11 protein-coding genes are annotated in these 13,213 nt (G+C 65.3%); 2 read left to right on the forward strand and 9 right to left on the reverse strand.

Annotated features, from left to right (window positions below; all coding sequences use genetic code 11):
* Positions 1 to 92 precede the first annotated feature (92 nt).
* The 8 genes from HB630_RS26395 to ubiE form a co-directional block, all read right to left on the reverse strand.
* Positions 93 to 815, reverse strand: a complete 723-nt coding sequence (locus HB630_RS26395) for a nucleotidyltransferase family protein (protein WP_213775653.1) — start codon at positions 813 to 815, stop codon at positions 93 to 95.
* Positions 816 to 1,013: 198 nt separating this feature from the next.
* Positions 1,014 to 1,337, reverse strand: a complete 324-nt coding sequence (locus HB630_RS26400) for a PilZ domain-containing protein (protein ID WP_213775654.1) — start codon at positions 1,335 to 1,337, stop codon at positions 1,014 to 1,016.
* A 245-nt stretch (positions 1,338 to 1,582) separates the two neighbouring features.
* Positions 1,583 to 3,112, reverse strand: a complete 1,530-nt coding sequence (gene tsaE / locus HB630_RS26405) for a tRNA (adenosine(37)-N6)-threonylcarbamoyltransferase complex ATPase subunit type 1 TsaE (protein WP_213775655.1) — start codon at positions 3,110 to 3,112, stop codon at positions 1,583 to 1,585.
* Positions 3,109 to 5,625 (reverse strand): PAS domain-containing sensor histidine kinase, encoded by a 2,517-nt coding sequence (locus tag HB630_RS26410; protein WP_213775656.1) that lies wholly within the window; start codon positions 5,623 to 5,625, stop codon positions 3,109 to 3,111. The genes tsaE and HB630_RS26410 overlap by 4 nt, the downstream gene beginning before the upstream one ends.
* Before the next feature lie 259 nt (positions 5,626 to 5,884).
* On the reverse strand, positions 5,885 to 6,343 hold the full coding sequence (gene dut / locus HB630_RS26415) for a dUTP diphosphatase (protein ID WP_213775657.1): 459 nt from the start codon (positions 6,341 to 6,343) through the stop codon (positions 5,885 to 5,887).
* Positions 6,340 to 7,776, reverse strand: coding sequence for a bifunctional phosphopantothenoylcysteine decarboxylase/phosphopantothenate--cysteine ligase CoaBC (gene coaBC / locus HB630_RS26420; RefSeq protein ID WP_213775658.1), 1,437 nt, complete (start codon positions 7,774 to 7,776; stop codon positions 6,340 to 6,342). The genes dut and coaBC overlap by 4 nt, the downstream gene beginning before the upstream one ends.
* Before the next feature lie 54 nt (positions 7,777 to 7,830).
* Complete coding sequence (gene ubiB, locus HB630_RS26425) at positions 7,831 to 9,405, reverse strand: 2-polyprenylphenol 6-hydroxylase (RefSeq protein ID WP_213775659.1); 1,575 nt, start codon at positions 9,403 to 9,405, stop codon at positions 7,831 to 7,833.
* Positions 9,402 to 10,163, reverse strand: coding sequence for a bifunctional demethylmenaquinone methyltransferase/2-methoxy-6-polyprenyl-1,4-benzoquinol methylase UbiE (gene ubiE, locus HB630_RS26430; RefSeq protein WP_213775660.1), 762 nt, complete (start codon positions 10,161 to 10,163; stop codon positions 9,402 to 9,404). Before ubiE ends, ubiB begins: the two co-directional genes overlap by 4 nt.
* Before the next feature lie 148 nt (positions 10,164 to 10,311).
* Here ubiE and mutM point away from each other — a divergent pair, with 148 nt between their 5' ends.
* On the forward strand, positions 10,312 to 11,193 hold the full coding sequence (mutM, locus tag HB630_RS26435) for a bifunctional DNA-formamidopyrimidine glycosylase/DNA-(apurinic or apyrimidinic site) lyase (protein ID WP_213775661.1): 882 nt from the start codon (positions 10,312 to 10,314) through the stop codon (positions 11,191 to 11,193).
* 129 nt (positions 11,194 to 11,322) lie between these two features.
* Positions 11,323 to 11,760 carry an SH3 domain-containing protein gene (locus HB630_RS26440; RefSeq protein ID WP_213775662.1) on the forward strand — a complete coding sequence of 146 codons (438 nt, stop codon included), beginning with the start codon at positions 11,323 to 11,325 and terminating at the stop codon, positions 11,758 to 11,760.
* Between the two features lie 15 nt (positions 11,761 to 11,775).
* Here HB630_RS26440 and HB630_RS26445 read toward each other — a convergent pair whose 3' ends face one another.
* Positions 11,776 to 13,152, reverse strand: coding sequence for a serine protease (locus HB630_RS26445; protein WP_213775663.1), 1,377 nt, complete (start codon positions 13,150 to 13,152; stop codon positions 11,776 to 11,778).
* Positions 13,153 to 13,213 lie beyond the last annotated feature (61 nt).

Consider the following 13,213-nt stretch of genomic DNA (forward strand, 5'->3'; position numbering starts at 1 on the left):
CGGGGCGATGCAGCGCATCGAACCCGGAATCTCGAGATTCCGGATCGTCGCTTCGCGTCGTCCGGAATGACGATGGCTTTTACGCGTGAAACTTAAGCGACGCTTTCCAGGAACGCCTCTTCCGCGGCATGGACCGCATCGGGGGTTCCGACATGCATCCAGACGCCGTCGAGCCGCAGGCCGAACAGCCGCTCCTGCTCATTGGCGAGGTCGAACATCCGGGTCAGCGAAAATTCGCCTTTGGGCGCATCGGCGAACAGCGACGGCGACATGATCGCCGCGCCCGCATAGACGAATGGAACCACCTGATGCTCCTTGCGCTTGCGCAGGGCGCCGTCGGGCAGCATGGCGTAGTCGCCGCGGCCGCCATAGCCGATGCTGCTGATGGTCGGCGCCATCAAGAGCAGGATATCCATCCGCGCCGGATCGAAGGTCTCGGCCAGGCGCGTCAGGTTGGGCCGCACGCCGTCGATCCACATCGTGTCGGAATTGACATGAAAAAACGGCGCGTCGCCGAGTAAAGGCAGCGCCTTGACGACGCCGCCGCCGGTGCCGAGCACGGCGTCACGCTCGTCGGAAATGATCACGCGAGGCCGCGTTCGTCCCGCGACATGGTCGATGATCTGGTCAGGCAAATAATGCACGTTGACGATGGCTTCATCGACGCCGGCGTCGGCGAGCTTGTCGAGCACATGATCGAGCAGCGTTCTTCCCGCGACGCTGACCAGCGGCTTCGGCATATGGTCGGTCAAGGGGCGCATACGCAGGCCGAGGCCGGCGGCGAGGACCATGGCTTTGCTGGGATGTACGGACATTTCGGGGATTTCTACGGCCGTTGTTCAAGCGCCCGATCGGCGCCGGGGTGGATACCGTGGGTCAGGATACGCACGCACAGGCTGGCAAAGCACCGCGGATCATATCACCGCCATCCTGCGCCGCATCGGTACTTCACGCCATAACCGCCCGACATGACGATTATGCGACCGGAACGGGACATTAAAACGAGGCGCGGCTCAGATTTCCGCATCCATATCCACGGCGCGGGTGTTTCTTTTCTTCTTGTCGCCCTGCTTGAGGAAATTGACGCCGATCTGGTCGCCATTGACCCAGGACAGCTCGCAGCGGCGGTAGGCGAGTCCCGTGGACGAGAGCAGCAGGAAAAACTCCTTCAGATGCAGCCCCTCGACCGAGCCTTCGACCGTGAGTTTGGCGCCGGTCTCGGAGACGTCTTCCATCTTGCAATCGCGCCGCCAGGTGCCGTCGATGCCCATCATCTGCGCGGGGATGCCGCGCTCGAAGGTGACGCGTTCACCTTTCTGCCGCTCCGCAGCCGCCATGATTTCGCTCCGTCATCAAGCCCACGCCCTGCGTCTCGGACCGAAGGGTCGCCACAAGATAGAGGGACAGTGGCTAATAAGCGGTAAATCGAGGGTAACGATCCTGAGCCCAACGCTATAGCGTTTTCGAGCGAAGCGGATCCCGGTTCGCGTGAAGAAAACACGTCTAAACAAAATGTTAGAGCCTGGTTCTGATTCAATCAGAACCGATAGGGCTCTTGCATCGGACAAAACCGAATCGGATTTCAGGCGATCGGCGGGGGGACATGGGCGGCATACCATGCCCGAAACCGTGCCAGCGCCGGGTGGGCCAGTGAACGATTGAGGTAGGTCCAGATGCGCGGCTGATGGCGCAGATATTGTGGCTTGCCGTCGCGCCGGTTGAGCCGGGCAAAGGTGCCGAGCAGCCGCGTGTTCCGCTGCGCCGACATGATCGCATAGAGTTCGGCGAAGCGAGCGGGGTCGAAGGCGCTGTCGGCGGCAAGCTGCGTCTTGATGTAGCGCGTCAATAGCGCCAGCTCGATCTGTTCGGGCACGTCGATCCGTGCATCCTGCAGCAGCGACACCAGGTCATAGGCTCCCGGTCCAAGCACGGCGTCCTGGAAATCGATGACGCCGACTTTCGCGATATCGCGCCGCTCTCCAAGCCAGATCAGGTTGGGCGAATGAAAGTCGCGCATCACCCAGGTCTTTGCGGCGGGTTCGGCGAGGGAGCTGTCGAGCAGATCGCGCCACATCGCGACGAACTGCGCGCGGGCCTCGTCGGGCAGGTCTGCCCCGCGGTCGGGCAGGTACCATTCCGGCATCAGCCCGATTTCGACCAGCATGGCGTCGGTGTCGAAGGCGGGAATGGCGTAGTCGTTCTGCGGGGGCAGCGGCAGCATCGTGGGCAAGGGCAGGCGATGCAGCGCGGCCAGCATGTCGACCGCAACCTGGTAGCGCTCGGCGATCGGCGAGGGCGGGCTGCCCTCGATGAAGCCTTCGCTGCCGAAATCCTCGGTGATCAGGAATCCTTCGGCGAGATCGGCGTGATGGATCGCCGGCGCGGAGAAGCCGCGTTCGCGCAAGCCATTGGCGATGGCGACGAACGGCCTGACGTCCTCGGCCAGATGTACCGCGGCGCTGTAGGATTGGCCGTGATAGATCGCGGGTCCGTCGGGCCGCCGCGGTGAATTCATCAGGATGACCGCGTTGTCGTCGCGGAACAGCCGCGCATAGGACCGCGTCGAAGCGTCACCGGCCATGCGCCGGCGCCCGGCGTCGGCGTAGCCGGCGTCGGTCAGGAACTGGCGCAGCGCCTGCAATCGTCTCACTTGCGCGGCGGCCTTGCCGTGGCCGGTGATTTCGGCGGCGCGGGCAGCCGATCCCAGCGCCGGCCGGTGGCTGAGCGCGATGTCGATGCGGTCGGCCGGCAGCACGTCGGACGCGCGCTCCGGCCATTCGATCAGCGCCACGGTGCCCTCCGGCAGCGGCGACAGCCCGATCTCTTCCAGTTCCGCGGGATCGTTGATGCGGTAGAGATCCGCATGAACCAGCGGAAACGGCGGCAGATCGTAGGTCTGCGCAAGCGTGAAGGTCGGGCTCGGCACTTCCAGTCCGTCGTCGCCGGCGAGATAGCGGATGATCGAGCGCGCCGCGGTCGTCTTGCCGGCGCCGAGATCGCCCGACAGCGTGATGAGGTCGCCGGGACCGATCAAGAGCGCCAGATCGGCCATCAGATGCGCGGTGGCGGCCTCATTCGCCAGCGCAACCGAGAATACGGCGGGACCGGTCATTCCGCGGCGTCGCGATGCGCGGCCTGGTCGAGCGGAAAGTCGCACGTGACGGTCGTGCCTTTGCCGACGATCGAATCGACGCGCACCTTGCCCCCGTGAAGTTCGACAAAGGAGCGGACCAGCGACAGGCCGAGGCCGGCGCCGCGGTGCCGCGATCCGTTGGAATGGCTCTCGAACCAGTCGAACACCTTGTCCTTGACGTCGGGCGGAATGCCCGGGCCGGAATCGGTCACGCGGAACACCACGCTGCGCTCGGTGCGCCGGGCGCTGACGGTAATGGCGGTATCCGGCGGCGAGAAGCCCACGGCGTTGGCGAGCAGATTATAAAGCACCTGCACCACGCGGCGTTCGTCGCCGACGAAGGTTCCGATATTGGGATCGATGTCGAGCTTGAGCTCGATGCGGTCGGTCGCGAGCCGGTCCTGAATGCCTTCGGCCGCGGCTTCGATGGTCTTGCGGATATCGACCGGGCCCAGATTGAGCGACATCGCGCCGGCGTCGATGGTGGCGAGATCGAGGATGTTGTTGATGATCGCCAGCAGCGCGTTGGTGGAGGTGGTGATGTAGCCGAGATATTCGGCCTGCTTGGGCATCAGCGGGCCGGTCACCGGGTCGCTCAGGAAATGCGCGAAGCCGATGATCGTGGTCAGCGGCGAGCGCAGTTCGTAGGACACGTGGTGGACGAAATCGATCTTCATCTGGTCGGCGGTTTCCAGCGCCTCGTTGCGCTCGCGCAACGCGCGTTCGACATTTTCGGTATCGGTAATGTCTTGGAATGTCAGCATGGTGGCGCCGTCGGGCAGCGGCATGGTCATGCAGTCGAGCACGCTGCCGTCCTTGCGCTCCAGCTTCAGCGGCACCTCGACGCGATTTTCGATCGCGGTAACGGCCTCGCGGATGGTTCGCCAGGTCGCGGCGTCGTCGAACAGCGGCTTGCACCAGGCTTCCACGGTCTCGATATGCGGCCGTTGCTGCATCGCTTCCGGCGACAATTTCCACATCTTCGCGAAGGCCGGATTGAACAGCTCGGCGCGGCCGTTGCTGCCGAATACGGCGACGGCCTCGGCGAGGCTGTCGAGCGTCTCGCGCTGCACCCGGATCAGGCCGTCGAATCGGCGCGCCAGGTCGAGGCTTGCGGTGACGTTGTCGAACAGATAGGTGACGCCGCCTTCCGGATTCGGCGTCGTAACGACGCTCACCGCCCGGCCGTCGGGCAGATACCAGGTATAATTCTGGGGTTCGATGGCGCGGTAGGCCTCGTGCAGCTTGGCCTTCCAGGCGCGGAAATCCGCCTCTTCGGGCAGTTTGTGGGCCGCGCGCAGCCGGTCGAGCACGCTCGAATCGTCGGGGTTGTTGTCGAGGAACGCGCGGTCGAGATCCCACAGCCGGCGGTAGGAATCGTTGTAGAACGCAAGCCGCCGCTGGCTGTCGAACACGGCGACGCCGGACGACAATTGATCGAGGGTGCGGCGATGCGCCTCCGCCATCCGTACCAGGGTCGCGCGCAGCGCCTCGGCTTCGCTGGCGTCGATGGCGATGCCGGCGCTGCCGCCATCGATCGCGAGTGCGTGGACATCGTAGATCCGCCGCTCGCCGCCGATCACGATCGGCAGCCGCGCGGTGAAAGTTCCGGCGCCGGTCAGCGCGCGGTCCATCTCGACGCGGTCGGCGCTGTCGAGCAGTCGCAGGTCGCGATCGATCGCATCCGCGGCATCCCCGGCATCGGTTGCCCGCGCATAAGCGGCATTGGCGTAGCTGAGGTTGCCCTTGGCGTTCTTGGCCCAGATCGGCCACGGCGCGGCGGCGGCGAAACCGCGCAGTATCTGGGTCTCTTCCAGCAGCGCCTTGTGCCGGATGTGGGTTTCGGCCAGTTCCCGGCGCAGTCCGCTGAGCTCGCGGATCCGCACGATGGCTTGGCCGCCGACGGCGCGGCCCATCGCTTCGAAGGCGCGCCCGTTCGACGAGGTGAGATTGAGCAGAAAACTCTCGCCGGCCTCGCGCAAGGCATCGATCGCGTGGTCCATTTGCAGCGCCGGCTCCGGCGGCAGCCAGGTTCCGAAAGCGAGGATGCGTTGCGGCTGGTGCTGGGACTCCGGCGGCATCACCAGCGAAATGTCGCCGCTGATTTGCGGCCGGTTGTTGCCCGCCTCCCACGAGATCAGGATCTGCGGTTCGGCGAACAGCAGCGCCCGGAAATTGTCGGTCTCGATTTGCAGGCCCTGGATATCGGACCGTAGCTGGGCCTCGGTCTTGGCGGCGCGCACCCGCGTATGCATCAGCAGGATCGCCGATACCACGGTAAAGCCGAGCAGCGCCAACGCGGTGGTGAGGACCGCGAATTCCTGGTGATTGAGTTCGAGAATCCCTTTGAGCGGTGAAAACTCATCGGCCTGGCTCGGCGTCGCCGCGGCCAGCAGGCCGGCAAGGCTGGAGCCAAGACCCCTCATGCCGTGGCGTGCCAGCGATGAGCACGACAGCAAGGTCCGACGCATCGACACGAACACGCCCGACATAATTTGCCCCAAACCGCACGATTTTACGCCCGGCTCTGCAGCTGCCGTTCGCGAATCGAAAGACAATATCCCCAACGGGAGTCGGCCGGGTAGAGTCCAGACCGTGAACGTAAAACGGCGCCGCAAAAAAATGCCGCATTGAAACAAGTCGACACGATTTTTACGAAAATAAATCAGCTGCTTAGAGCATGACCCGGAAAAGTGGAAACCGGTTTTCCCTCGCGATAAATGCGGAAGGCATTTGCGCGGAGATCATGATCTAGCGTCCCGTCGAGCCAAAGCCGCCGCTGCCGCGGTCGGTCGCGGAGAGCGATGCCGCGGGAACGAGTTCGGCGCGGGCGACCGGCGCAATGATCATCTGTGCGATCCGCTCGCCGCGCCGGACCGGGAACGGTCTGTCGCCGAGATTGACCAGCAGAACGCAGATCTCGCCGCGATAATCCGCATCGATCGTGCCCGGCGAGTTCAGCACGGTGACGCCGTGCTTGGCGGCAAGGCCGGAGCGCGGGCGGATTTGCGCCTCATGGTCCGGCGGTAGCGCGATCGCCAGCCCGGTGGGAACCAGCGCGTATTTTCCCGGAGCGAGGATCACAGGCGCGTCTTCCGGCACGGCGGCCAGCAGGTCCAGCCCGGCGGCATGCGCGGTCTGATAGGCCGGCAGCGCCAGACCCTCGCCATGCGGCAATTGCTGGACCTCGACCTTGACGGTGCTGTTCACGACGCTGTCTCCATGGTTGCGGCGGCTTTCGCGATCCTCGCCACCAATTCGATCGCAACCTCTTCCTTGGTCATCACGGGCCAGGAATCGACGCTGATTTCGGTTCCCGCGCGCGTCAGCAGGTGAACGGTGTTGCGGTCGCCGCCCATCACGCCGGTGGCGGGCGAGACGTCGTTGGCGACGATCCAGTCGCAGCCCTTGCGCGTCATTTTGGCCTTGGCGTTGTCGATCAGATGTTCGGTCTCGGCGGCGAATCCGATCACGAGCTTGGGCCGCCGGTCGTGAAGTCTGGCGATCGTGGCCAGGATATCGGGATTTTCCACCAGTTGCAGCGGCGGCATGCCGGCCGCGGTCTTCTTCAGCTTCTGCTCGCCTTCATGGGCGACCCGCCAGTCGGCGACGGCGGCGGCAAAGATCGCGATATCCGCCGGCAGCGCCGCTTCGACCTGCCGCAGCATGTCGCGGGCGGACTCCACATGCTTCACCGTGACGCCCGGGGGATCGCCGAGTTCGACCGGGCCCGAGATCAAGGTGACATCCGCACCCGCCGCCTGCGCCGCCGCGGCGATGGCGAAACCCTGCTTGCCGGAGGAGCGGTTGGCGATGTAGCGCACCGGATCGATCGGCTCATGCGTCGGCCCCGCAGTGATCAGCACATGCTTGCCGGCCAGCGGGCGCGGCTGCGGCGGACGCAGCAGGCGTTCGGCCGCCGCCGCGATTTCCAGGGGTTCCGCCATCCGGCCGAGGCCGGCCTCGCCGGCCTCGGCCATCTCGCCGGAATTGGGGCCGACGGTGAAGACGCCGTCGCGTTCGAGCTGCGCCACGTTGCGGCGGGTGGCGGCGTTGTTCCACATCAGCGGATTCATCGCCGGCGCCAGCAGGACCGGCCGGTGCGCGGCGAGCAGGATCGCGCTGGCGAGATCGTCGGCATGGCCATGCGCCATCTTGGCCATGAGATCCGCGGTGGCCGGCGCGACCACGATCAGGTCGCATTCGCGGGCAAGGCGGATATGGCCGGCGTCGAACTCGCTCTCGGCATCGAACAAATCCGTATAGGCGCGCTCATGCGACAGCGCGCCGGCGGCCAGCGGCGTCACGAATTGCTGCGCGGCTTTGGTCAGGACGCAGCGGACATGGATCTGACGCTCCATCAGCCGCCGTATCAGGTCCAGCGCCTTGTAGGCCGCGATGCCGCCGCCGATGATCAGGGTGACGCGCGCCAGTTCCGGAGCGGCGGCGGCGCCGTGAGCCCCGCGTAGCGCCGGCGAGGGGGCCTGAGAAGCCGGCAGGGCGGCATCCGGCGCGCGGGGTTGTGACGCCTCGCGCAGGATCACTCGCACTTCGTCCTCGACCGAGCGGCCGTTCTGCGCCGCACGCAGCCGCAGCCTGTCCCGGATGGCGTCGTCGAGCTTTCGGATGGTGAGGCTGGCCACGGCGCCCTCCGGCGATTATGATAGCAGTGCTATCATAATCGGGATGCATTGCAATCACATCTGCCGGACGACAATCAATATCCCGATGAAGGTGATGGCGATGATCCACAGCGCCACGGTGCGCCCGCGGTTTTTGCGGACCTCGCTGCGTCCCATCGCAGCAATCGTCTCCGGCGACAGCATCACGCCTTCCCGGGTCATGGTCTCCAATTGCTCCAGAACCGCGACCGAGCGCGCAACGATCGCCGGCAGCCTCGCCAGCACCCGGCCGATGTCGCTTGCGCCGGACATCGCGCCCTGGACCCGTCCGATCGGCCCGAGATTGCGTTCGATCCATTCGCGGACCACGGGATCGGCGATCTTCCACATGTCGAGCTTGGGGTCGAAGCTGCGGGCGACGCCCTCGACCACCACCATGGTCTTTTGCAGCAGGATCAACTCGGGGCGTGTCTGCATGTCGAACAGGCCGGTGACCTCGAGCAGCAGGGTCAGCAGCCGCGCCATCGAGATTTCCTCGGCGGTGCGGTTGTGGATCGGCTCGCCGATGGCGCGGATGGCTTGCGCGAAATTCTCCACCGAATGGTGTCGCGGCACATAGCCGGCCTCGAAATGAACCTCTGCGACGCGGCGGTAATCGCGCGTGATGAAGCCCAGCAGGATTTCGGCCAGGAAACGCCGCTCCTTCATGCCGAGCCGGCCCATGATGCCGAAATCGACGGCGACCAGCCGGCCCTCCTTGTCCAGGAACAGGTTGCCGGGATGCATGTCGGCGTGAAAGAAGCCGTCGCGCAGCGCGTGGCGCAGAAAACTCTGGATCACCTTGCGGCCGAGGTCGGGCAGATCGACCTGCGCCTGTTCGAGCCGCGCATGATCGTTCAGCGCGATGCCGTCGATCCACTCCATCGTCAGCACATTATGGGTGGTGCGGTCCCAATCCACCTGCGGCACGCGGAAATCCGGATCGCCGCTGGTGTTTTCCGCCATCTCGGAAAGCGCGGCGGCCTCGAGCCGCAGGTCCATCTCCATCGCCACCGAGCGCGACATGGTGTTGATGACTTCGACCAGCCTGAGCCGTCGCGCTTCCGACGAATGCGCTTCCGCCTTGTGCGCGACAAAAAAGAAATCGCCGAGGTCGCGGCGGAAGCGCGAGGCGACGTTGGGCCGCAGCACCTTGACCGCGACTGCCGTGCGCACGCCGTCATGTTCGACCACGCCGCGATGCACCTGCGCGATCGAGGCCGCGGCCACGGCGGGACCGAGGCTGGCAAAGGCCTGCGCCACCGGACGTTCCAGCGAGGCGGCGATAACGCTTTCGGCTTCGGCTTGCGAAAACGGCGGCAGGCGGTCCTGCAAGGCTTCCAGATCGCGGGCCATGATGACGCCGACCACATCGGGCCGCGTCGCCAGGAACTGGCCGAGCTTGAGATAAGCGGGGCCGAGCCGCGTCAGCGCGCGCGACAATCGGGGTCCGGATTTGGCGCCCGGGCGCTCGACCAGGCGGGCGATGCGAAGCGCGAGCTGCCCCGGCGGCGGCACCAGGGCCGGATCGACGACGCCGAACACGCCTTCGCGCGCGAACACGAAGGCCGCGCGGGTCAGCCGCGCAATATGCGTTATCGCGGAAATCACAGACGCCAGCCCGAATGCAACGCCACGATGCCGCCGGAGAGGCTTTGCCAGGAGACGCGCGCAAAGCCCGCGGCGCGGATCATGTCGGCAAAGGCAGCCGGCCTGGGAAATTTGCGGATCGATTCGACCAGATAGCGGTAGGATTCGGCATCGCCGGTGACGGCGCGGCCGAGCGGCGGAATCACCTTGAACGAAAATAAATCATAGAGCCGGTCGAGGCCGGGCATATCGACGGTGGAAAATTCCAGGCACAGGAAGCGGCTGCCGGGCCGCAGCACGCGAAACGCCTCGCTGAGCGCGAGATCGATCCGCGGCACGTTGCGGATGCCGAAGGCGATGGTGTAGGCGTCGAAAGTCCTGTCGGCGAAGGCCAGCGCCTCAGCATTGCCCTCGACAAACGACACCCTGTCGTCGAGGCCACGCTTCGCCGCGCGGTCGCGGCCGACCGCGAGCATGTCGGGATTGATATCGCAGACGGTGGCGCGAAAGCCGTTGCCGGCCGCCTTGGCGGCGCGAAAGGCGATATCGCCGGTGCCGCCGGCGACATCGAGCAGCGCGAACGGGGTGTCGTTCCGCGGCGGATTGAGCGCGGTGACCATCACGTCTTTCCAGACGCGGTGCAGGCCCGCCGACATCAGGTCGTTCATCAGATCGTAGCGCGACGCCACGCTGTGAAAGACGTCGTTCACCAACGTCTGCTTGTCGCCCAGCGGCACATCCTTGAAGCCGAAATGGGTGGTTTGGTCGGGCCGATCCATGCCATCGCATCCTGAGAGTCCTGCCGCGATTGCGGCAGACGTGGAAAATTTGTTCCGTCGCTGCTCCTCGCAATGACGAGGGTGCCGGACCATAGCGCGCCCGCCGCAATGGGGCTATCACGTCACGTCCAGAAGGTGAACGCCCTCAATGCCCGAATTGCCCGAAGTCGAGACGGTTCGCCGCGGCCTGCAGCCGGCGATGGAAGGAGCCAAAATCGTCAAGGCGGAGGTCCGGCGCAAGGATCTGCGGTTTCCGTTTCAAAAGGACTTTACCGCGCGGCTCGACGGCCAGACGGTGATCGGCCTCGGCCGCCGTGCCAAATATTTGCTGGCCGATCTGGCCTCCGGCGACGTGCTCCTGATGCATCTGGGCATGTCTGGCTCGTTCCGGGTGATCGAGCAGGACGACCGGCAGGCGCCGGGCCGCTTCCACCATCCGCGCAGCGAGGACCGGACGCATGATCACGTCGTGTTTCACATGTCGTCGGGGGCCGCGATCGTCTTCAACGATCCGCGCCGTTTCGGCTATATGAAGGTTATCGCCCGCACCGCGCTGGGGGATGAGCCGTTGTTGAAGGGGCTCGGCCCTGAACCGCTTGGCAATGAATTCGACGCCGCGATGCTGGCGCGCGCCTGCGCCAACAAGAAGACCAGCCTGAAGGCGGCGCTGCTCGACCAGCGCGTGGTCGCGGGCCTTGGCAATATCTATGTCTGCGAGGCGCTGTTCCGGGCGCATCTGTCGCCGCGGCGGCTGGCCGCGACACTGGCGACAAAAAAGGACGAACCCACCGACCACGCCAGATGGCTGGTCGCAGCAATCCATGCGGTGCTGAACGAGGCGATCAAGGCCGGCGGTTCGTCGCTGCGCGACCATCGCCAGACCAGTGGCGAACTCGGCTATTTCCAGCATTCGTTCCAGGTCTATGACCGCGAGGGCGAGAAATGCCGCAGTCCCGGCTGCGACGGCATCGTGCGCCGTTTCACGCAGAATGGACGTTCGACATTCTGGTGTCCGAAGTGCCAGAAGTAAGCGGCCTTCAGCAATCAACCGAAACAAAAACTTCATGGCGAAAAGTTAACGGACGGGACCTTGATCGAAAGCTCGCTCCCGCAGTTAAATCGCTTCGGGCGAACAGCACGAAGCAACAAGAGGAGAGCCATGAGCTTTGCACGGATCGCGGCGTCAGCCGCCATCTTCACCATTCTGTCGGCGGTCAGCGCGACGGCCAAGCCGATCGCCACCACCGCGGAGACCAATCTGCGCAAGGAGCCCGGCACCAAGAGTGACGTGCTGACTTTGATTCCGAAGGGGACCACGGTCGAGATCGGCAAATGCAGCAACGGGTGGTGCCAGGCTTCGCTCAACGGCCAGGACGGTTACGTCATCGCGCAGAACGTCGGCATGGCGCCGGTTCGGACAGCTCGGCGTGCCCGCGCGATTGCCGATGAGGAAATTGTAGAGGACGATTACGACGGTCCGCCGCCCGGTTACGTCGTCGGGCCGCCGGCCTATTACGGTTACTACGGTTATGGTCCGTATTACGGCTATGGCTATGGATGGGGTTGGGGACACCGGGGCTGGGGACGGCGCTGGTAGCAGGCCTGCTTATTTTTATTTGCGCACGCAGATCACGCGCACCACGGACGCCGCAATGTTTGCCTTGGCGTCCGTTGTCGCGCCGGTGGCGTTGACGCCATTGGCCGTGAGGAAATCGCGCACGGCGTCGGCCGGCGCCAGCATCGCCTGCGTCACGGGTCCGGCGTTCGGCGGCCCCGCCACGGCCGGCTTCAGCAAGGCAACCCCGGCGAATGTGCCATCGTCGTCGAGCGCGGCGGCACCGGAAAAGCCGGGCGCGGGCGGCGGCGACAGCGCGAGATCGCTGCCGATTGGCGTGACCGACGACCTGATGCTGCTGGCCGCCGATCCGCCGCCCTGGTTTTGCGGGTCGGCAATTCCGGTCAGCGCGATGGCGGGCTTCGCCGCTCCGCGCGCGATATTCAGCGGCTTCAGCCCGCGCGCGCCGTAAAGGCGCAGCAGCGCGAGACCGTGCTCCTTGTCCTCGGCGGTGCGGTCGGCATTGCCGTAACCGGCGATCGCGATCGCTAGGCAGCCGTCGCTGAGTTCGCGGTCGGTGACGATCGCGCCATCGTCGCTGACGATGAGGCCGGTGCCATATTCGACCGTCTTGCGCGGCGGCTCACCTGCGGCCTGTTCGCCGGCCGGAAACGGATTGAACGCGCTCGACATCGCGATCACCACCGGCTCGACGGTGTTTTCGGTGGCCTGATCGTAAAGGATGGTGAGGATGCGGACCTCGTCGCCCTTGTAGGTGCCGCGCACATAGAATTTCTTCAGCCCCTGCAAGCCCGACAGCACGAAGAAGTCCGGTTTGATCACGGTATAATCGACCGTTCGTCCGGCGGGCTCTTTCTTTTCGCGTTCGGCCAGTTTCGCGGTGGCTGGGGCGGCTTCCTTGCGGCGCGTCAGCAGGATCTGGATGGTGCCGGAGGGTGAACTCCATTTGGCGCCGTTGGCATCGCTGGATTGCTGCGGCACCAGCCTGGCCGGAATGCCGAGCCGCGCGCCGCTGCCGGCATCGGTGACGATTTTCCACCCGACATTTTCCTGCCGCCGTTTCGCGGTGTCGGCGAGCACGCCGCGTTCCTGCGGATTGAGCACGCCGGTCGGCTTGCCGCCGCGCGCCTTCTGGAATTCCTTGATCGCATTGACCATGCGCTCGCTGACGTCGCCGGTAATCGCGCCGTTATACTGGCCGACCCAGGCGAGGTCCGATTGCAGCGCCAGGCGCTCGGCCTGCGGCATCGCATTGGCGGTATCGGCCGGGGCCTGCACCGTAGGGCGGGCCGGCGTCGTGGCGGCGGGTTTGGATCTGGCGCTTGCCGTGCCCGGCGTCGCCGCTTGCGCGGACTCGCAGGCGAAAGCCCCCATCGTCATGAACATCAATGTTGCCGCGAGCGGTGATCTCATGACAAACCTGAAGGCTCCATTGAAGCGCGCGCAATTAAGCACATCTGATGGGTCTGCAACA

It is taken from the genome of Bradyrhizobium sp. dw_78, assembly GCF_018449525.1.
Classification (GTDB): domain Bacteria; phylum Pseudomonadota; class Alphaproteobacteria; order Rhizobiales; family Xanthobacteraceae; genus Bradyrhizobium.